Annotated in this window: 19 protein-coding genes; 4 read left to right on the top strand and 15 right to left on the bottom strand. The window is 65.8% G+C overall.

From position 1 onward, the window contains the following. Window positions 1–23 precede the first annotated feature (23 nt). From AC1VVK_RS16365 to AC1VVK_RS16390, 6 genes are all read right to left on the bottom strand, one after another. Window positions 24–731, bottom strand: coding sequence for an HAD family hydrolase (locus AC1VVK_RS16365; RefSeq protein WP_482903798.1), 708 nt, complete (start codon window positions 729–731; stop codon window positions 24–26). After that, window positions 728–2,200, bottom strand: a complete 1,473-nt coding sequence (locus AC1VVK_RS16370) for an aspartate aminotransferase family protein (protein WP_482903799.1) — start codon at window positions 2,198–2,200, stop codon at window positions 728–730. Before AC1VVK_RS16370 ends, AC1VVK_RS16365 begins: the two co-directional genes overlap by 4 nt. Before the next feature lie 170 nt (window positions 2,201–2,370). Then, on the bottom strand, window positions 2,371–3,354 hold the full coding sequence (locus AC1VVK_RS16375) for an FAD:protein FMN transferase (RefSeq protein WP_482903800.1): 984 nt from the start codon (window positions 3,352–3,354) through the stop codon (window positions 2,371–2,373). A gap of 10 nt (window positions 3,355–3,364) precedes the next feature. Beyond that, window positions 3,365–4,327: a DUF4198 domain-containing protein gene (locus AC1VVK_RS16380; protein WP_482903801.1), complete on the bottom strand. Its 963-nt coding sequence runs from the start codon at window positions 4,325–4,327 to the stop codon at window positions 3,365–3,367. 16 nt (window positions 4,328–4,343) lie between these two features. Then, a complete protein-coding gene (locus AC1VVK_RS16385) occupies window positions 4,344–4,820 on the bottom strand; it encodes a DUF2271 domain-containing protein (protein WP_482903802.1) in 477 nt (158 codons plus the stop codon). An 11-nt stretch (window positions 4,821–4,831) separates the two neighbouring features. Next, a complete protein-coding gene (locus tag AC1VVK_RS16390) occupies window positions 4,832–5,476 on the bottom strand; it encodes a PepSY-associated TM helix domain-containing protein (RefSeq protein WP_482903803.1) in 645 nt (214 codons plus the stop codon). Between the two features lie 355 nt (window positions 5,477–5,831). Between AC1VVK_RS16390 and AC1VVK_RS16395 the strand changes: the two genes are divergently transcribed. Both AC1VVK_RS16395 and AC1VVK_RS16400 read left to right on the top strand, forming a co-directional pair. Next, window positions 5,832–6,623, top strand: a complete 792-nt coding sequence (locus AC1VVK_RS16395) for an energy transducer TonB (protein WP_482903804.1) — start codon at window positions 5,832–5,834, stop codon at window positions 6,621–6,623. Between the two features lie 80 nt (window positions 6,624–6,703). Continuing rightward, the gene (locus tag AC1VVK_RS16400; protein ID WP_482903805.1) at window positions 6,704–7,774 is read left to right on the top strand and encodes an alpha-hydroxy acid oxidase; all 1,071 of its coding nucleotides are present in this window, start codon (window positions 6,704–6,706) and stop codon (window positions 7,772–7,774) included. Window positions 7,775–7,783: 9 nt separating this feature from the next. On the opposite strand, the gene AC1VVK_RS16405 is transcribed toward AC1VVK_RS16400, so the two are convergent. From AC1VVK_RS16405 to AC1VVK_RS16440, 8 genes are all read right to left on the bottom strand, one after another. Continuing rightward, a complete protein-coding gene (locus AC1VVK_RS16405) occupies window positions 7,784–8,218 on the bottom strand; it encodes a GtrA family protein (RefSeq protein WP_482903806.1) in 435 nt (144 codons plus the stop codon). Beyond that, window positions 8,218–9,849 (bottom strand): NAD(P)/FAD-dependent oxidoreductase, encoded by a 1,632-nt coding sequence (locus tag AC1VVK_RS16410; RefSeq protein ID WP_482903807.1) that lies wholly within the window; start codon window positions 9,847–9,849, stop codon window positions 8,218–8,220. Before AC1VVK_RS16410 ends, AC1VVK_RS16405 begins: the two co-directional genes overlap by 1 nt. A gap of 151 nt (window positions 9,850–10,000) precedes the next feature. Further along, on the bottom strand, window positions 10,001–11,389 hold the full coding sequence (locus AC1VVK_RS16415) for an amino acid permease (protein ID WP_482903808.1): 1,389 nt from the start codon (window positions 11,387–11,389) through the stop codon (window positions 10,001–10,003). A gap of 131 nt (window positions 11,390–11,520) precedes the next feature. Next, window positions 11,521–12,306 (bottom strand): SDR family oxidoreductase, encoded by a 786-nt coding sequence (locus AC1VVK_RS16420; protein WP_482903809.1) that lies wholly within the window; start codon window positions 12,304–12,306, stop codon window positions 11,521–11,523. Window positions 12,307–12,318: 12 nt separating this feature from the next. Further along, window positions 12,319–13,089, bottom strand: coding sequence for an SDR family NAD(P)-dependent oxidoreductase (locus AC1VVK_RS16425; protein WP_132384986.1), 771 nt, complete (start codon window positions 13,087–13,089; stop codon window positions 12,319–12,321). After that, entirely contained in the window at window positions 13,086–13,907 is an 822-nt protein-coding gene (locus AC1VVK_RS16430) for an NAD(P)-dependent oxidoreductase (RefSeq protein WP_482903810.1), read from the bottom strand. The genes AC1VVK_RS16425 and AC1VVK_RS16430 overlap by 4 nt, the downstream gene beginning before the upstream one ends. After that, on the bottom strand, window positions 13,900–14,682 hold the full coding sequence (locus tag AC1VVK_RS16435; protein WP_482903811.1) for a carboxymuconolactone decarboxylase family protein: 783 nt from the start codon (window positions 14,680–14,682) through the stop codon (window positions 13,900–13,902). Before AC1VVK_RS16435 ends, AC1VVK_RS16430 begins: the two co-directional genes overlap by 8 nt. Window positions 14,683–14,692: 10 nt before the next feature. After that, entirely contained in the window at window positions 14,693–16,165 is a 1,473-nt protein-coding gene (locus tag AC1VVK_RS16440) for an aldehyde dehydrogenase family protein (RefSeq protein WP_482903812.1), read from the bottom strand. A gap of 159 nt (window positions 16,166–16,324) precedes the next feature. Between AC1VVK_RS16440 and AC1VVK_RS16445 the strand changes: the two genes are divergently transcribed. Both AC1VVK_RS16445 and AC1VVK_RS16450 read left to right on the top strand, forming a co-directional pair. Continuing rightward, complete coding sequence (locus AC1VVK_RS16445) at window positions 16,325–17,017, top strand: FadR/GntR family transcriptional regulator (RefSeq protein WP_482903813.1); 693 nt, start codon at window positions 16,325–16,327, stop codon at window positions 17,015–17,017. Between the two features lie 259 nt (window positions 17,018–17,276). Beyond that, window positions 17,277–17,519 (top strand): hypothetical protein, encoded by a 243-nt coding sequence (locus AC1VVK_RS16450; RefSeq protein ID WP_482903814.1) that lies wholly within the window; start codon window positions 17,277–17,279, stop codon window positions 17,517–17,519. 220 nt (window positions 17,520–17,739) lie between these two features. Here the strand turns inward: AC1VVK_RS16450 and ligD are convergent, their stop codons facing one another. After that, window positions 17,740–20,277, bottom strand: coding sequence for a DNA ligase D (gene ligD, locus AC1VVK_RS16455; protein WP_482903815.1), 2,538 nt, complete (start codon window positions 20,275–20,277; stop codon window positions 17,740–17,742).

Raw genomic sequence — 20,277 nt, forward strand, 5'->3', positions numbered from 1 at the left:
GCCTCCGCGCGAACCTCATCAAACTAGGCGGACCCGCGCAAGAGCGGTGCGAACACCGGCTCTTCGTAATGCCGAAAACTGGGCGCACGTCCATGCGGGCGTTGCGCGCGGAGCAGGGCGCGGGTGCCGGCGGCGGTGGCGGCGCGAATGTCGCGATCAATCCGGTCGCCGATCAGCAGCGTCTCGCGCGGAGTGGCGCCGGCGCGCGCCATCAACGCGTTCAGTCCGGACGGGTCGGGCTTGAGCCGTCCGACGCCTTCGTCTCCCGCCCAGATTTGGTGATCGGCAACAAGGCCGAGCGCGGCGAGCTTGGCGGTCACGGGAAAGTCGGACCAGACCGCGATGGTCCGCCCGCTCGCCCGGATCGCGGCAAACAGGCGGTCGATCCCGCGTGCCTTGTAACGCGGCAGATGCTGGAGCGGACGGCGCTCCATCCATTCCTCCACCAGCGCACGCACCTCGCGTTCGGGGCGGCGGCTCAGCTCTGCGGTCAGGCGGTATTGCTCGGCGGCGAAATCGCCATGGTCCTTCAACGCCGGGCCGTCGCCCAAGAGTTCGCGCACCTGCCGAAAGTGGCGCAGCGTGCGCAAGGTCCGCGTGCTGCGGCGGCTGAGGCAATCGAGCCCCAGTTCCCGCGCCATCGCAAGGCGTAGCGGCGGCTGATCGTAAAGCGTCCCATCAAGGTCGAACACCACCAGCCGCACGTCGCCCCAGGCGATGGCAACCGTCATCGGCGCAGCACGCGCCTGACGTTCTTGTACACGAAGCGCACCGTGGCCTCGGCAATGCCGCGCCCCAGCACGTCATCGAGAGCGACGAGCAGCCGGTCGATCTGCCCTTCGGTCACCACATAGGGCGGCATGAAGTGGATGAGGTCGCGCGCGCCGGGCTGGAAATGGGCGAGAATGCCGTGCCGCTCGAACAAGTCGCGGGTGAGCGAACCGACCAGCACCGTCTCCCAGGTGACGAAGAGCTGGTTCTTGCGGATATCGAGGAATTTTTCCGCCATGAACTGGCCGAAATTGAGTTCGATAGCCTGAAAGCAGCCCTTGCCGCGCAGCGAGGCGATGCAGCGCGGATACTTGGCCTGAAGCCGTTCCAGCCCCGCGCGCAAGTAGGCGCCCATGGCTCCGGCGCGCTCGATCAGGCGCTCCTCGTCGAGCACATTGAGCGTTTCGATGGCGACCGCGCAGCTCTCACCCATGCCGGAGAAGCTCGAACTGTGCAGGTTGCAGTCCTGCGTGTTGCCATAGGCCTTGTCGAACAGCGCCTGCGAGGTGACCATCGCGCCCATCTCGCGCTTGCCGCCGCCCAGCGTCTTGGCCAGCGTGACCACGTCGGGCACCGCGTCCTCGTGCTGGAAGGCGCAGAACAGGCCGGTGCGGCCCATGCCGACTTTGACCTCGTCGAAGATCGTCAGGATGTCCGCCGCACGGCAGGCTTCGACCAGTTCGGTGAAGTATCCGGGTGGCGGGGATTCGCAGGAGGTGCCGCGCAGGGTTTCGATCATCACCGCGATGATGCGGTTCTCGGCGCCGCCCTCGCGGGCAATCGCTTCGCGAACTGAGGCAATGTCGCCGTAGCGACAGAAAATCACGTTCTCCTTAGGCACGCCCATCAGGAAGCCGGTCTGTACGTCAGTGGCGGTGGTGACCGAGAGCGGCCCGTGGGTCTTGCCGTGGAAGGCGCCCTGCATGCAGAGGAACTTGGTCTTGCCTTTGGGCGTCTGTACGCGCTCGCAAAGCTTCATCGCCGCTTCGTTGGCCTCGGCGCCCGAGACCGCGAGGAACGAGACGTCGAGCGGCTCGGGCAGGAACCGCGCGATGTTGTAGGCCAGCGCGCCTTGCAATTTGTGCGGAGCTATCTTGATGCAGTCGAGCACCAGTTCGTCATGGCAGCGCCGCTCCGCGGCGATGATCCGGGGGTGGTTGTGGCCCAGCCCCAGCACGCCGAATCCGCCCGAGTAGTCGAGGATCCGCCGCCCGTCGCGCAGCACGATCTCGCAGCCCTGCGCGCTGACGATGTCCATGTTCCGCAGGCCGAGGATATCGTAGACCTGCAACATGTAGCGGTTGAGGTGCGTAGCGTAGAGTTCCATGGCCCGCGCGTTGTCGAGCGCAAGACTCTCATCGAGCGTCAGCAGTCGGCGGTCCAGTTCACGGTCGCGCCGCGGAGCCTCGATCTTCGAATAAGCCGTCACCCGCCGCGTCTCCCAGTTTCTGCACCGACCAGGAGACTAGCCGGAACGGCGCTTCGGCAGAATCTACAGGACCTTATAATCCTGAATCGTCCACGCCGGGAGGGATGTTCTCCATTGGGCTGAATCCCAAGGGGAAAGGGGTAGCACGCGGATGGTATGCGCCGAGCGGTTCAGTCCGCCAGCATGGCCCCCAGCGCGGGGGTGAGGATTTCCTGCACGGCATTCTCGCGGATCGTCACGAAGCGCGCGGCAAGGCCGTGTTTGGCGGCAAGGGCCGGCCCGTGCTTCGGTCCCGCCACGGTGAGTGCCGAGGCCCAGCCATCCGCCAACATCGCGCTCGGCGCGATGACGCTGACCGAGGCTAGGCCGTTTTCCGTCGGCCGTCCCGTGCGCGGATCGATGGTATGTTCGCCGCGCTGGTAATTGCCCGAAGTGGCGACGGCGATGTCGTGCAGCGCCAGACGCAGCGACAGGTCGGCGCCGGAGGCGATATCCGGCGGCGTTTCGAGGTCCACCCACCACGGCTCGCCATCGGGACGCACGCCGCGCCCCACCAGTTCGCCGCCGATTTCCACCAGCATATGACGCATGCCCATGCTCGCCAGCAGGTCCGCGACGGCATCGACCGCATACCCCTTGGCGATACCGGAAAAATCGAGCGCGAGCCCGCCTGGCTGGCGCAAGCGGCGGGTCGGGGCGTCCCATGCCAGGCGAGTCCAGCCGGAAGCTTCGCGTGCGGCGGTAACGGCAAGCGCATCCGGCACTGGCTTCGGCCCCGGCGGCCCGAAGCCCCAGAGATCGACGAGACGCCCGATGGCGGGATCGAAAGCACCCTCACTGGCCTCGGCGATGGTGAGCCCGGCGGAGATCACCGCTGCGAAATCGTTCGGCAACGCCGCCCAGCTTCCCGCAGGCGCCCGATTGAACTGGCAGAGGAGCGATTCCGGCTCCCAGTGACTCATCTCGGCAATGATGGTGGCAAGGCGGGCCTCCACGGCCGCGCGGATCGCGCGCGCATCGGTGCCTTCTGGCGCGGCGAAGCGAAGGCTCCAGGTCGTGCCCATGGTCTCCCCATGCAGTTCGCCGACTGCGATCCGGGGATCGCAGTCGGCGAAGGCATGGGCATCGATATGCGCGGGAAGCGCAATGCGCATCGGATATCCCTTAGGGTGCGGGAACTTCGAGCGTGGTAGTGTAGCTCATCCGCCGCTCGGCCGCGCGCGAATCCGAGGCGTGGTTGTCGGTCGCGGTGACGTTGAGCCAGTAGACTCCGGCGAAGGGCCATTTGACCTCGACCGTGCCGTCGGCGCCGGTGGTCAGGCTCAAGGCATGCTCGCCGTCGCGGAAGCGCTTGCTGCCCGGAATGACGGTGACGGTGAGGCCAGCGGCGGGCTTGCCGTCGATCAGGAAGCGGAAGCGCGCGGGCTCGTTGGAAACGAGATCGTCGGGATGGTTGACCGGATCGAACTCAAGGCCCTTGCCGGTGGGCGCGAGAACGGTCTTGGTCGGTTCGCCCGCAGTGACGAAGAACTCGTTGCGGCTGATCGATTCGGTGAGCTTGATGTCGGTGGCGCCGGCCGGAATCTCGGCCACGCTGGCAACCGACTTGGCGGGCGCGAAACCGCCTTCACCGCCGGGGCGCGGGCCACCTTCGCCGCCGGCAGGACGTGGAGCGCCCTCGGGACGTGCACCTTCCGGACGGCCAGCACCGGGACCGCCGGGGCCCATGCCGGCCGCACCGGGCGGCGGACCGCGACGGGCGCCCACGCGCCAGGTCTCGCCATTCAGGGAGAACGTGCCGCCAAGATTGCTGGAGAAAGTGCCGATCTTCCACGTTCCGGCCTTGTCGACCTGAACGTCGAACATCGAGCGGTAGCGCCCGGTTGCCGCGTTCTGGATCCGGCCCTTGCTGCCATCGGGCTGGGTGACTTGGATCTGGTCGGTCTGCATCGGGAAGTGGTCGGGATCGAACAAGTCGTTCGAGACTGCCGCGTCCACCGTCACCCAGCCGTCGGTCCCGGCCAGCGTCGTTACCGAGGGTAGCAGCCACTGGCGGTGCGCCGAAGCGGCGGTGGGAAGCGCAAGAAGCGCGGCTGCGGCGAGCAGCCCGGTTGCATAAGCCTTCATGTCTGGAAAACCCCCGTTATCGAGAAAGCGTGATGGTGCCGAGTTCGGTCTTGCCGCTCGACTTGGCATTGGCGGCGGGCACGGTGATCGGCACGGTGACAAGTTCGCGGCCACCGGTTTCGCGCGCGGCCTCCACATTGAGCACGTAGCTGCCCGGCTTGAGGTCGGCAGGCAGCGGGATCGTCTGCGCACCGGGGCCGCGCGTGGGGCCGCTCACGCCATCGGCGGGAAGCGCCATGCTGCGCCCGCCCTTGCGCCACCAGGAGCGCAAGTCCGCCAGCCACTTGGTGCCGGGTTCGTTGCCCTTCTTCTTGACGTCGTACCACACCGCGATGGTGCGGGCCGGTCCACCGGCCGCCGGCTCCAGCCAGACTGCAACGTAGGGCTTGTGATATTCGGCAACCTTGAGCTGCGGGATCGTCACGGTGACCGTGGCGGCAGAGGCGGGCACGGCAACCGCGCCGCCCAGCAGGATCATGGAAGTCAGACGCATCGGTGGATCCTTCAATGGATGAAAACGAGGGCGAGCACGACCGGAAGGGCCACGCCGGCAAGCACGATGGGCCAGGTCGAGGGCCGGTGGCGCGCATGGACCTGGAGCAGGAAAAGGCCGGTCACCGTGAAGAGAATGCAGGCAACCGCGAAGACATCGATGAACCAGAACCACGTGGAGCCCGAATTGCGGCCCTTGTGGAGGTCATTGAGGTAAGAAATCCAGCCGCGATCGGTGACTTCGGCGCTGATCTTGCCGCTGGCGCGGTCGATGCTCACCCATGCGTCGCCGCCGGGGCGGGGCAGGGCGACGTAGACCTCGCTGTCCGACCATTCGCCCGCCTTGCCGGAGGCATCGAGGCCGACTGCCGCACGCACTGCCGCCGCTACGGGAGCGGGCAGGGGGGCATCGTTGCTCTTCGCCTTCAGCGTTGCCAGCAGAGTGGGCGCAAGCTGTCCGCTACTGTCGGTAACGACGGGCTCGGCGGGAATCGAGGCGGCGTGGTTGAGTGTGATTCCTGTGACCGCAAAGAACAGCATCGCCGCAAGCGAGATCGCGGCACTGATCCAGTGCCAGGTATGAAGCTGCTTGACCCACCAGTTCCGCCACTTGCGGGACTTCTTGCGGGGGAAGGTGCGGATCTCGGGAGCGTTCACGGGGAAGGGCCTGGTCAGGAAGGAACTATTCGAAATGGGTGCGAAATGCCGGTTGTTGCGAGGCATTAGCAAGAAGGCCCTTAACACATCGGACCGATTGCGCCAGAGCCTTCTTGCGCGCTGAGCCATAAGCCTTTCGTTCGGCCTAACCATTGGCTTTGCCGCGGACACGAAGCATCGCCTTGAACTGACGATGCCTTCGTCGGATTGCTGCGTCTCCCGTCCGGCTTGCCGAATGCCTTTCTCATCGTCCGGGCGCCTGTTGCGAAAGGATCTCGACGGGCCGAACTGTTACAGCTATGAGAATGACTCGCAATAGCTGGGACGGGCGGTCCGTCCCCAGGGGGATTCCACGTTGACTGGACTAGCTTCGATCCCGCAATCGGCTCCGATTTCGCGACCGGAATCCGCTCCCCAACGCGCCGTCGCGGGGGGTGAAGTCGTCGCGATGCCGCAGTTCGGCACTGCGCCATGGCAGGCTTCGGGCCGCTACGGCGAGGAGCGGCGCGCGAATCTGCCCGCCGTCGCGGCGTCCCTGGCGATCGTGGCAGGCATGCTGGCAACGATTCTGGCCATGAACGTTGTCAGTGCAGAGAAGGTGAAGCGTCAGCACGTGTCGGTCATCGATCTCGACGTGACGCCGCCGCCTCCGCCGCCCGAGCAGGCGAAGCCGAAGCCCGTGATCCCGCCCCCGGCCTCGCCCATCGTCGCGCCGCCGCCACCCATCGTGCTGACCAATACGCCGCCGCCCATCGCCACCTCGCCGGTGCCGGTGCCCGTTCCGGCGGTGGCTACGGTGGCTGCCGCGCCTGTGGTGTCGCAAAGCGCCGCTCCGGCCGCGCCTGCACCGGCGCCGCGCGTGGAGAACGCGGGCGATCTCTCCTCGAAGATGATCTTGGCCACGCCGCCGCGCTATCCGATCGATTCGCGCCGCAAGCACGAGCAGGGCACCGTGGTACTGACTCTCCTGCTCGATCTCGACGGCAAGGTGGCGGACATTTCGATCTCGAAGAGCAGCGGGTTCGATTCGCTCGACCGCGCCGCGCTCTCCGCCGTGCGCCGCTGGCGCTGGCAGCCCACGCGCCGCGATGGCGCGGCAGTTATGGTGCGCGGGCTTGTCGAGATCCCGTTCGTCCTCCAGACCTGATCGGGTGCGCCGCATCGGCGCCCCGTCCTGAGGAATTCATTCTGTCCCGCCTGCCGCCGCTAGCCGCGATTCCTGCCGACGTGCGCTCGCTTGCCGACTACGAGCGACGCGCGCGAGACCATTTCGCGGCCGATGCCTGGGAGCATGTGCAGTCAGGCAGCGATGCCGAACTGACGCTCGCCGATAATCGTGCCCAGTTCGACGGCCTTCGCTTCGTGCCGCGCATGCTGCGGGACTTGTCCGGGGGCTCCACCGCGCTCGATTTGTTCGGCCGCCGCCATGCGGCGCCGATCCTGCTGGCCCCGCTCGCCTACCACGGGCTGGCCCATCCGGCGGGCGAACGGGCCAGCATGCAGGCGGCGACCGCGCTCGATACGACCATGGTGGTGAGCACGCTTTCCGGTGTGCCGCTGGAGGAGATCGCGGCCACCGCGCGCGCGGCCGCCAGCGAACTGGCCCGCCCGTTGCCGCCCTTGTGGTTCCAGCTCTATTTCCAGCCCGACCGCGCACATAGCCTCGAACTCGTGCGCCGCGCAGAAGCGGCGGGTTACGAAGTGCTGGTGGTGACGGTCGACGCCGCGATCAAGCGATCCGAATTCGCGCTGCCGGAAGGCGTTTTCGCAGCGAACCTCACGGCCTTTCCGCGCACCACGCAGCGCGCCGAGCCGGGGGGCGGCCAGATTGTCTTCGGCACACCGCTGGCCGATGCGGCGCCGACATGGGCGGACATCGCATGGCTGCGCGGCGAGACGCGCTTGCCCATCGTCATCAAGGGCCTGCTGTCACCCGAGGATGCGCGGCTCGCTCTGGAGCATGGCGCGGATGGCATCGTCGTCTCCAACCACGGCGGCCGGGTGCTGGACGGCCTCACGACGCCGATGGCGGCGCTGCCGGGCATGGTCCACGCTGTAGAGGGGCGGGTTCCGCTGCTGCTCGACGGCGGGGTGCGGCACGGGACCGATGTGCTCAAGGCGCTGGCGCTGGGGGCCAGCGCGGTCATGGTCGGGCGCCCGCAACTTCATGCGCTGGCGGTCGCGGGCATGACCGGCGTCGCGCACATGCTGCATATCTTGCGCGCGGAATTCGAACTGGCCATGGCGCAAGTCGGCTGCAAGCAGCTTGCCGATATCGACTGCCGCTTGCTGGCCTGAGTTACGCCGTCAGGCGAAGGCTGCGGGGCGGCGGAAGACGATCCGGCGGCGGATCAGCCAGCTCGTGAAGAAGCTCAGGGCAATTGCCAGAGCCTTGGTAATCGCGAGGTGCATTCCGAGCATGGCCCCCGCGCTGACGACGCCAGTGGTGATCGCAAGGCCGGCCAGGGCGGACAACACGAACAGGGCTTTCTGCCGTGCGCGCGCCATGCCGCCTTCAGCGACCTCGCCCGTGAAAACCACGCGGCTGGCGACCAGCCAGTGGGCAACGATCCCTGCAGAATAACCCGCCGCCGAAGCCGGGCCCGCGGACACCGCAAGCTGCACCAGTAGCCAGAAACAGGCGATGTCGACGCCGAGCGCCAATGCGCTTGCGGCTAGATAGCGCAGGAACGTGTCGCGCATGAGGCGGACGACGAGAGGGTGTTCGGCAAGCATGCGCATCAGGCAGCCTCGCGCTTGCTGCCACCTTCGCTGGATCCGGCGATGCGCGCGGGCACCTCGCGGACCGAGGCGAGCGCGGCGGCCTGATCCGGCGTTGGCGCGCGCGATCCGGGGGCGGCGGGCAGGGCCTTGGTTTCGCCTTCGTCGCCGGCCTCGTGGTATTCGGCGTCCTCGTTGACGCACCAGGTGTCGTAGACGCGCTCGCCGGCGAGGATGTTCTCGACCGTGAGCATCGCGGTCATCATCGCGTGGTCCTGGTTGTTATAGCGATGCATGCCGTTGCGGCCGACCAGGTGGAGCGAGGGATGGCGCGCTTCGAGTTCCTCGCGCATCGCGGCGACATTGGCGGCATAGTCCTCGTCATAGACCGGGTAGGCCTTTTCCTGACGGACCACGAAGCCGCCGGTCACCTCGTCGGCACGGCACAGGCCCAGCGTGACCATCTCGCGCGTGGCAAGGGCGACGAGATCGTCGTCCGCCATCGACCACAGGCCGTCGCCTTCGAAGCAGAAGTATTCGAGGCCGACGCAAGCCATCTCGTCGTCGGGCACCATTTCCGGCGACCACGAGCGGAAGTTCTGGATGCGGCCGACTTTCACCTTGCTGTCATGGATGTAGATCCAGTTGTCCGGGAACAGGTCGTCGGCGCGGATCTTGAGAGCGACAGTCAGGAAGTCCCGGTATTTCAGCTCGCTGGCTTGCAGAGTGGTCTGCGGAAGCGGATGCAGGCGTGCGGCCAGTTCACGCATCGGCGCGGAGCTGATCGCATGCGCGGCGCGAATGGTCACGTCGCCCTCGCCGGAATCGGCGGTGAGGCGCCAGCCGCCCTGACCGTCGCTGGCGAGCTGGCGCAGGGCGTGACCCATCAGGACTTCGCCCTTGCCGCTCTCGACGATCCGGTCGCGCGCGGCTTCCCACATCATGCCGGGGCCGAGGCGCGGATAACGGAAGGTTTCGAGCAGGGTCTTCACCGCCTGACCGTCGTTCGGGCGCTTATTGAGGCCAAGGCTGCGCCGGAGGCCGTCCGTCACCGCGCTCCAGAGCGAGAGGCCCTTGATGCGCTGGGCGGCCCAGTCGGCGCTCATCTCGTCGCAGGGCATGCCCCAGACCTTCTCGGTATAGGTCTTGAAGAAGATGGAATAGAGCTTCCAGCCGAACTGGTTGGTGGTCCAGTCTTCGAAGCTTTTCACCGTGCGGCGGGGGAACAGCTGGGCCTTGGCGAAACTGGCCATGCACAGCGTGGAGCGCCAGATGCCAAGGTTCCACAGCGCCTCGAAGGCGCGCAGCGGGTAGGAGTAGAACTTGCCCTCGTAATAGATGCGGCTCATCCGCGGACGCTGGATGAAATCGTCGGGCAGGATCTCGTTCCACAGGTCGACGACCTGCTGGCTTTTCGAAAAGAAGCGGTGGCCGCCGATGTCGAAGCGATAGCCTTCATGCTCCACGGTACGGCTAATGCCGCCGACGTAATGGGGGTCTTTCTCGACAATGGCGACAGTGAGGCCGGCTTTGGTGAGCAGATAGGCAGCGGTCAGGCCCGCCGGTCCGGCACCGATGATGGCAACATCGACGGCGATCTCGCCATCTTTCGCTTCGCCCGTGAAGTCGGCTGCCGCGCTTGAAAATGACATCTCATGCCCCCCGTAGTAACACGCAGAGGAATGGAAGAAATTGGTTTATGGGCGGTTAAGGCGCTCTTCGTGCTCGATTGTGTGTCTGTAAGAACAACAACAGGCGGCTCCCGCCCCGCGTACCGAAATCGATACGCGGGGCGCTGAAACCTCAGGCGTGGGCAGACTTTTCGCGCAGCAGGCCGCTGACCGTGTAGAGCGCGAAGCCGATCACGTTCCAGACGACGAAGAATTCGATCGTGCGCAGTTGCAGGCTGGTGAAGAGGTAGGCGCAGCCGAGAATCGTGGCGGGCCCAACGAACCAGACCAGCGGCGTCACGAACGGACGCTCGATTTCGGGCGAACGGCGGCGCAGCACCATTACCGCGAGGGCCGTGGCGATGAAGGCGGCAAGAGTACCGGCATTGGCGAGCGAGGCGATCTCGTCCAGCGGCATGAGGCCAGAGATCACGGCGGCGACAAGCCCGGTCAGTATGGTGACCGCCACCGGCACGCCGCGCTTGTTGACGGTCGAAAGACGCTTGGGGAGCAGGCCGTCGCGCGCCATGGCGAAGAACACGCGGCTCTGGCCGAACATGAAAACCATGATGACCGTGGGCATGGCGATCACGGCAGCCATGCCGATCAGGGCGGCGGCGGCGGGGTGGTTGAGGCTCTTGAGCACGAAAGCCAGCGGTTCGGGGCTCGGCGCGAAGAGCTGGAAGGGCACCGCACCCAGCGCGGCGGCAGCGACGCCGACATAGACCAGCGTGCAGATTATCATCGAGCCGACAATGCCGATGGTCAGGTCCCGTTTCGGATTCTTGGCTTCCTCGGCAGCGGTCGAGATCGCGTCGAAACCGTAGAAGGCGAAGAAGATGATGGCCGCGGCGCCCATCACGCCGAACTTCTTGCCGTCGATATCGGTGGCGCCGAAGCCGAAGGGCGCGAAGGGATGGAAGTGCGCAAGGTCGAAAGAGGGCAGCGCCAGCGCCACGAAAGCGGCCAGCGCGATCATCTTGATGATGACGAGGATGAAGTTCAGCGTCGCGCTTTCACGCGTGCCGGCCAGCAGCACGCCGGTAACGGCAAGCGCAATGAAGATCGCGGGTACGTCGATCACGCCGCCTGCCAGGAGCGAGTCCGGTACGCCCCAGCCAGCCTGCCGGATAAGACCCGAGGCGTAGCCGGACCAGCCCACGGAAACCGCCGAACAGACCAGCGTATATTCGAGGATCAGGCTCCAGCCGATTACCCACGCGAGCGCTTCGCCCACCGCGACGTAAGAATAGGTATAGGCACTGCCGGCCTGCGGCGTCAGGCTCGCCATTTCGGCATAGCACAGCGCTGCGCAGGCGCAGACCGCGCCGGCAATCGCGAAAGAGAGCACGACGGCGGGCCCGGCAAGGCCGGCGGCGACGCCGGTCAGCGTGTAGATACCGGTGCCGATGATGGCGCCGACACCCAGCGCCATGAGGTGCGGCCAGCCGAGCGACTTCTTCAGCCCGCTCCCGGTGTGCCCTTGCGGCACCAGCGGCTTGCGCCGGGTCATGAAGTTCATCGCTACAGCCTCTCAACCATGATTTTGATCGGCGGCAGGCAGCAGGATTCGTGGCGGAAGGCAAGGCGTGATTGCGCTCCCGCCACAATTTGTTGCGTCAAGTTTGTTTTTTGTTGCGCATCTGGAATATCTTAAGGGCGCATCACCCAGCCGCCGTCGACATGGATGGTCTGTCCGGAAATCCATGCTCCAGCCTGCGAACAGAGCAGCAGCGCGGTGCCGACCAGTTCGTCAGGTTCGCCGCGCGCGCGCAGGGCGCAAGTCATGTTGAGGAACTGGATGAAGGGCGAATCGTCCGGAACCAGCATCTTGCCCGCGTCCGAGGTGACATTGCCCGGGGCGATGGCGTTGCAGGTGATGCCGTCCTTGCCGAACTGCTTGGCCAGCGTTGTGGTCAGGCCGACCAATGCCAGTTTGGTGATGCCGTAGAGCCCGGTTGCCGGGAAGGCACCGCCGGAAGTCTGGTTGATGATCCGACCGCCGCCGCGTTCGCGCATCGATGGGACAACCGCGCGGGCGCAGAGCAGGGCGCCGTTGAGATTCACCGCGAACGCCTTGTTCCAGGCGTCGAGGTTGACCGTCTCGCAATTGTCGTAGCTGACGTCCACCATCAGCGCGGCATTGTTGATGAGGATGTCGACGCCGCCGAAAGCCTCCTTCGCGGCGGCGCCCATCGCGAGCGTCGATGCCTCGTCGGAAACGTCGACCTGCACGCCCACGGCCTTGCCGCCCGCCGCCACGATCTCTGCGGCGACGGCCTTGGCGCCTTCGCCGTTAAGATCGGCCACGACTACCGAGGCGCCCGCATTGGCAAGGCCCAGCGCATAAGCGCGGCCGATGGAATTACCGCGTCCGCCGGCGCCGGTGACCACCGCGACTTTGCCGTCGAGGCGGAATTGATCGAGAGTAAATGCCATTGTCCTGTCTCCTCAGCCTGCCGTGATGCCCGCGTCGAGCGAGAGGCAGGCGCCATGAAAGCCCCGTCCGGCCGGAGAGGCGAGCAGCACCACAAGGTCTGCCACGTCCTCCACCTCGACTTGCCCGCGAAGCCCCGAGAAGCGCTTGAGCAGTTCGAAGTCACAGCCTTCGGGCGGCGTGAAGTTGGTCGCGATATTGGTAATCATGCCGCCCGGGGCGACGGCGTTGATGCGGATGGGTTTCTTCTGGAATTCCATCGCCATGGCCTTGGTCATGCCGACAAGGCCCCACTTGCTGGCGCAATAGGCGGCGGCATAGGCCTCACCGATGTAGGACGCGCAAGAGGCGACATTGACCACGGCGCCGTTCACTTCCAGCAAGTGCGGGATCGCGGCTTGCGAGAGGAAGAACGGGGCGTTGAGATTGACGTCGATGGTCCGTTCGTACTGCGCCTGCGGCATCTGCGGCGTATTGGCGAGGTAGATCAGCCCGGCGACATTGCAGAGCGCGTCGAGCCGGCCGAATTTCTCCACGGCATGGACGATGACGGCCTGACAAGCGGCGGGATCGGACAAGTCGGCAGTCTCGCTGCCTACCTGGCGGCCGTGCGGGGCGAGCAGGTCAGCCGTTTCGGCAAGTCCCGCTGCGTTCACATCCACCAGCCAGAGATCACAGCCCGCTTCGGCCAGCTTGAGCGCGGTCATGCGGCCAAGGCCGGAAGCCGCGCCCGTGACGACGGCGGCCTTGCCCGTCATGTCGAGGCTTTTGAAGATCACGCTCATTTCGTCGGTTGCTCCGTTGCAGTCAGGGCCGCGTCGAGAAAGGGATCGGCGGCCAGCGCCAGTGCATTGTCAGGCCCGGCAATCGCGCCGAGCAGGTCGACGTCCTTGCGCAGCAGCTTGCTGCCGTGGGCGAAAGCACCGGGCGAGGGCAGGCGGGCGTAGACCTCGAAACCGAAGCTGCGGCCGCTGGAATGCTTGATGAGATCGGCAAGGGCGGCCCGGTCGATGCCAAGTTCTTCGCCCAGCGACAGCGCGGCATGGGCAAGGCCCATATTGGCGGCCATCAGCGCATTGTTGACGATCTTTGCACGCTGGCCGGAGCCGACCGACCCGAGCAGCACGGTCTTCCCCGCGAAGCTTTCCATGACCGGCAGTGCCTGGGCGAAGGCCGCCTCGCTGCCACCGCACATTACGGTGAGCGTGCCGGCTGCCGCGCCCGCGCCGCCGCCGCTGACGGGGGCATCGAGTAAGGAAATGCCGCGTGCTTCCGCTTCCTGCGCCAGCCGTTCGCAGGTCTGCGGCAGGATCGTGGAGTGGATGACCAGCACGCTCCCCGGCTTCATCGCCGGTAGAAGCTGCGCGCAGATATCCTCCACGCCCGCATCGTCGACCACGCAGACGCCCACGTGGTCGCAGGCAGCGCCAAGCTCAGCGACTGAGTTGGCACGCGTAGCACCCTTGGCGACGAGATCGTCCGCCGCCTCCGGTCGGCGAGCCCATACGGTGAGGGGATAACCCGCCGCCAGCATCCGCTCCGCCATCGGCCCGCCTTGCGAGCCGAGGCCGATGAAGCCCGTTCGGGCCTTGTCTTCAGCCATGCCAGGGAAGCCCCTTCGCCACCTTGTCGGTCATTTCCAGCACCACGGACTGAATGCGCGAGGCCTTGGGCCATCCGGCATGCGTACCGTATTGCAGGCAGAATTCGCGCATTTCCTCGGGCGAGCAATTGCCGCTGGCCATGGCGGCATGGATGTGGCTGCGGATCGGGATCTCGGCCCCGGATTCGCAGACGCCGACCAGCGTGATCCAGCGGCGCGAAGGCTCGTCCAGACCGCGACGGCACCACATCTCCCCGAAGACGAAGTTGTTGATCCCTTCGAGATAGGGCGTCGACGGAGGCCCGGGCGGGAAAGTCATGACTTGCGCGAATTCGTCATGTCCACGCTGGCTGCGCACGGCAGGGTCCCATGGTTCGGGGCAGACCGGCGGGACAGTGGCGGGCGGCAAGCCCAGTTCGTCCGCCACGCGCGTCACCGCGCGGTCGAGCTTTCCGCCGTTGCCCCAGCCGGCATAGACGGCAAGGTGCAGCGCGGCCTCACGCAGTTCGGCCAGAGAGAGCGCCTGCGTGGTCAGCGCGCCGCGCACGAAGTCGTCGATCTGGCTGTTTTCAAGACCGCAAGTGACGGCGCTGGCGATGGCGACAAGGAAGCGTGGGCGGCGCGGCAGGCCGGGCCGGGTCCAGACTTCGGCGAAGACGAAATCGCGCCACGATTCTTCCAGCAGCGTCGCCGGCGTGTTGGACGTGCGCGCCGTGACTTCGGCCTCGGTGGCGAGGCCCCGCGCGGCGCGGTCGGCGGGGTCAAGCAGTGCCATCGGTATCTCCTCAGTCCTGCAGGTTGACCCAGACATTGCGGACCTGCTGGAACTCGCGCAGGCCCTCGATGCCGCCTAGACGGCCGTGTCCGGAATGCTTCATGCCGCCGAACGGCACGCAGGGGGTCATGGCCTCGCCCGATCCGTTGACCTGCACTTGCCCGGCCATCATCTGCCCTGCGACGCGGTGCGCGCGGGTCAGATTGGTGGTGTGGACATAGGCGCCGAGGCCGTAATCACTGTCGTTGGCTAGCGCGATCGCCTCTTCCTCGCTGTCGAAGGGCGTGACGACCAGAACCGGGCCGAAGACCTCGTTCTTCGCAATCTCGCTTTCGGGAGCGACGCCGGCCAGCACGGTCACCGGGTAGAAGTAGCCTTCGCCATGATCGCCATCCATGCGCGCGCCGCCGCAGAGGACTTCGCCGCCTTGCGCCACGCCACGCTGGACCATGCCGTCGATCCGGTCGAGCGCGCCTTGCGAGATCACCGGGCCCATGAACGTGTCCATCGCGAAGGGATCGCCCACCTTCACATATCCGGCCATGGCCTTGAGCATTTCGAGATAGGGCTCATAGACCGTCCGCTCGACCAGCAGGCGGGTGCCGTTGACGCAGCCCTGTCCATTGGCGCTGACCGCGCCGGAAAGGCCGCGTTTGGCAGCAGCCTGAAGATCGGCGTCAGCGAAGACCACGACCGCCGATTTTCCGCCCAGTTCAAGGCCTACCGGCTTGAGCGTCTCGGCTGCGCTGGCGAGGATCTTCTTCGCGGTCGCGCCGCTGCCGATGAACTCGATCTTGTCGATGCCCGGATGGACGACCATCGCCGCGCCGACATCCGGCCCGCCAGTGACGAGGTTGACCACGCCCGCCGGGAAGCCCGCTTCGTGTATCGCTTCCATCAGCTTCATCAGCGACCATGGCGCCAGTTCGGGCGCTTTCAGCACCACGCAGTTTCCTGCCGCGAGGGCAGGGGCCATCACCATCGTCGCGGCGAAGAGCGGCCCGTTCCACGGCACGATGATGCCGAGCGTGCCGTAGGGTTCGTACATCACGTAGTCGTGCGCGGGGCCGCCCCAGGTGGAGACGGTGCGCCCGTCGATCTTGTCAGCCCAGCCGCCGAAATAGCGGAACTTCTGCGCGGCATCGAGGCTCATGTGGCCGCCGGCGATCAGGATCGAGCCGTTCTCGGCCGTGAGCAGCGGCGACATTTCGGCCGCCTTGGCCTCGATCACCGACGCAAGGCGGAACATCAGGTCGCGGCGCTTGTCGCCCGGCAGCGCGCGCCACGCAGGCTGCGCGGCCTTGGCGGCGGCGACGGCGCGATCGACGTCGGCCGGACTGGCCAGCCGGACCTCGCGCGTGACGCGGCCGGTGCCGGGGTAGACGTGGTCCCACGCGGCGCCACTGCCGCCGCTGGCGCGTTCCTCGCCGATGACCAGCGAGATCTCGGGAAATGCCGAAATATCCGGATGTTGGAAGCCCATCCTCGTACCATTCCTCTCCAATGGCGGCGCTTGCGACCGCTTCAGTTCGAGGCGAAGGGTATTGAGGCAAATATGAGCGGTCAATTGACTTGATTTCACCGAATTTTGGGTGAAAATAGCCCGAAATCGATAATAATGTGCTTATTAATGGAGAGTGCGATGGCCGGAACGGCGGGACGGCGCAAGGGCACCAATCTGGTGGCGCGCACGGCGGGAACCCTGCGTGAGCGGATCTTCGCGCAGGCGCCGGGCACGCTGCTCGGCTCGCTGCACGAATTGGCGCGCGAACTGGAAGTGGGCATCGTGACGCTTCAGCAGGCCGCGCGCGTGCTGGAACACGAGGGCCTACTGGAAGTGCGGCGCGGGCCCGGCGGCGGTTACTACGGCGCTCGGCCGGACGATGCCGCGCTCGAACGCGCGCTCTCTTCCTACATGCGCATGAATCCGGCGGGCTATGAGGAAGCGCTCGACATGACCTCGCTGCTGTTCACCGAACTGGCGACGGCGGCGGCGGGCTGCACCAGCGCATCGTTGCGGGCGCGGCTGAAGGCGCTGGGGGAGGAGGCCGGGCAGTGCCGCGACATGGCGGAGTTCGGGCGCTTCGAGGAAGCGTTTCAGGAACTGCTGTTCCAGATGGTGCGCCGCCCGTTGTTCGAGATGTTAACGCGGGTAACGCTCCACCATGCCGCTCTGGAAGGCGGTACGGTGACCGATGTCGCGGGGATCGGGGTGGAGAACTGGCGCGATGGGCGCAGGCGGATCATCGCCGCGATTCTGTCTGGCGATCCCGATCTCGCCCGGTTCGAAGCGAACCGTCAGAACCGCGCCGTCGTGATGGCGCAGCGGGCCTGAGTTTTCCATTTTGGGACAGGGAACCGTTCCGAGTCGCGGATTGTTACGTAGGAGATGGCCAAATCCTCCAACCCCGCCAGCCGCTTGCGAGTTTGGGAAAAAATCTTTGGTCTTAGCCAAAATATAGCGTTCTCCCTTAAGGGAAATCAGTTAAAGTGGTTTGTGCAGCAGAACAGGGGTCCTTTGGCTTATGTCAAAAGATGCACGTATATATTCGATCGACGGCGGCGCACTTCCTGCACAGTCCGACGCAAAAAGCTTGACCAGTCAACTCGATGAAATCCTTGGCCTGCTTCATGCCGAATTTCCGGAAGCGGCGGCCATTACCCTCGATTTCAACGGCAAGCTTCACGTCCATATGGATGTCCGCAAGGGTGAGGATGTACCCCTGCTTGAGGAGCGACTTTCGCTGCTTGAAGAGGGGATGTTCACGCAAGTTGGGCGTGGGGCGACCCCGGGTCATCCGTTCTCGCACCGCATCTCCGCGCTGATCGCCAGGTAAGCTTCGGGATAACGCTTAAGCGACTGACGGGCGCCGCAATCAACGACGGCGTCTGAACGAGACAGGGAGATGCGAGCGAGACGCGCCCTTCCAGACAGTGGAAGGGAGGATGCCTGCAAGGCAACATCGCCGTTCCGCCAGAACCAGATCACATCATCGGCTGAAGCTGATCGGAAGCCATGGTGCGGGCTTTCGGTGCGCGCGAAGGTGCGATTTCGCGTCAGAATTCCGGCAGCTTCTGCGCCGCGAAACCCCAGCCGCGCAGGGTTTTCGCGCGCTCCAGAAGCTTTTGCGCGTCGTCTATCGAGAAGGGGTGGGCGTCCTTCATGTCGCCAAGCTCGTCCCAGTCGATCGGCACGGCTATGGGCGCTCCGGCACGGGCGCGGGCAGAATAGGGCAGCACGGCTGTACTGCCGCGCTGATTGCGCAGCCAGTCGATGAAGATCCGCCCCTTGCGCTTTGCCTTGCTCATGGTGGCGACGTAGCGATCCGGATGCGCCTGGCTCATGGCCTGTGCGAAGCGCTGGGAAAAGTCCTTGTGGGCGTCCCAGTCATGGTCGGGATCCAGCGGGACGACCACGTGCACGCCCTTGCCGCCCGAGAGCATCGCGAAGCTAACCAGCCCCAAATCGGCAAGCTGGCGGCGAATTTCCTGCGCGGCCTTGCGGCAATCGGCGAAATCGAGACCCTCGTCGGGGTCGAGGTCGAAGACCATCCGGTCGGGCTTCTCCACGGCATCGGCGCGGGCGCCCCAGCCGTGGAACTCGATCGTGCCCATCTGCACGCATGTCAGAAGGCCGTCGGCATCGTCGATGTAGAGGTAGTCCTCGGAGCCTCCGTCCTTTTCGCGGATCGGCACGTGGTGCACGTGCGGGCCAAAAGCGCCGCTGTCGTGCTTCTGGAAGAAGCAGGCCTTGGCGCGCCCTTGCGGACAGCGCACGAGACTGACCGGACGGCTGGCGGCAAACGGCAGCATGAAAGGGGCGATGTCGACATAGTAGTCGGCCAGCTGGCCCTTGGTGCGGCCGCTTTCGGGAAAGATCACGCGGTCGCGGTTGGTGATTGCGATTGCCGGTTTCGCCTTGGGCATGGGCCGTGCCTTTTCCTCCGTGACCTCTGGTGCCGTCTTATCGCTCCGCAGGCCGACGAAGCTGGCGTGGCGCACGCGGCCTTCGGCGGTCAGCTCCGCAAAGGCTACTTCGGCCACGAGCTTCGGCGTCACCCAGCTGGCGCCGCGCGCGTCCGCCTTGTCCACTTCCAGCGCGGCAGACTTGCGCTCCAGTCTGGCCAGCCGGGCGGCGATGTCGTCCAGCAGCGCCCCGTCGAACCCGGTGCCGACCTTGCCGCGATAGACCAGATGCTTGCCTTCATATTCCCCCAGCAGGAGCGAGGAAAACGGGCGCCCCTTGGCGCGTGAGCGCGACCAGCCGACCACCACGAATTCCTGCCGGCGCGAGCACTTCACTTTGACCCAGCCGCGCGTTCTGCGCCCGAGGTATGGCGCGTCGATGCGCTTGGCGATCACGCCTTCCTGTCCGGTCTCGCACATCGCCTGGTAGAGCTTTTCGCCTCCACCGATCAGGTGATCGGCCACGAAGATCGGTGACTGCGCGTCGGCAAGCAGGGCTTCGAGCCGTTCCTTGCGTTCGATTTGCGTGCGAGGCGCCAGATCTTCGCCATCCAGTTCGAGGAGGTCGAAGGCGTGGAATTCCAGCGCGTCGCTTTCCCCTTGCGCACCGTGGCCGCGCTTGAGAACCGCCTGTAGCGCCGAAAAGTCCGGATTGCCGTGCTGGCCGCGCGCGATGATCTCGCCGTCGATCAGGCACGGTGGCAGGTCCAGCGCACCCATGGCCTTGGCGAGCGGCCCGAACTTGTCCGTCCAGTCGAGTCCGCTGCGCGTGTAGACCGCAACGCTCCCGCCCGAGACGGCGAAGAGCGCGCGATAGCCGTCGAACTTGATCTCATGCATCCAGAGATTGCCTGCGGGAACCGCATCTACGAGCGTTGCGAGTTGGAGCTTGCGGAATTTCGGAAGCGGGGCGGCGCGGGCGGACTTGGTATTCGGCTGGGCACGCGATCTGGCCTTGTTGTCGGTATGCCTTGCCGCCTCTGCCATTGTCTTGGCAAAGTCCGCGCCGTGCTTGCCCGCGAGCGATTGCGTGCCTGCCTTGTCAGCCTCGATCTCGGCCATGGTGCGGCCCGTGAGCACGCTGGTCAGCCCTTTCTCGACCAGTTCGTCGCCAGCAACGTCGTGGCCGTCCGCCACTTTGCGCAGCAGCCAGTTCTCGCGCTTTTCGCCGGGCTTGCCTTTCATGCGCACCAGCAGCCATTCGCCCTGCATGCGCTGGCCATGGAGCCGGAAATGGAGATGTCCCTCGTCCAGATCCTTGGCGCTCTTGCCTTCAATCGGCTCCCAGATCCCCCGGTCCCAGAGCATCACCGTACCGCCGCCATATTCGCCTTTGGGAATACGCCCTTCGAACCCGCCATAGGCCAGCGGATGATCCTCGGTGCGCACGGCAAGCCGCTTGTCATCGGGATCGGCGCTCGGGCCCCGCGTCACCGCCCAGGACTTGAGCACGCCGTCCACTTCCAGCCGAAAGTCCCAGTGCAGCCGCCGCGCCGCGTGCTTCTGGACGATGAAGAGATTGCCTTTGTCACTAGCCCCGCGCTTGCCCGCAGGCTCGGCCGTTTTCGCGAAATCGCGTTTGGCGTTGTAGCTGGCGAGGGGATCTGAAGGGGCCTTGCGCGCCGCCAT

The organism is Novosphingobium sp. BL-S-32 (genome assembly GCF_056857055.1).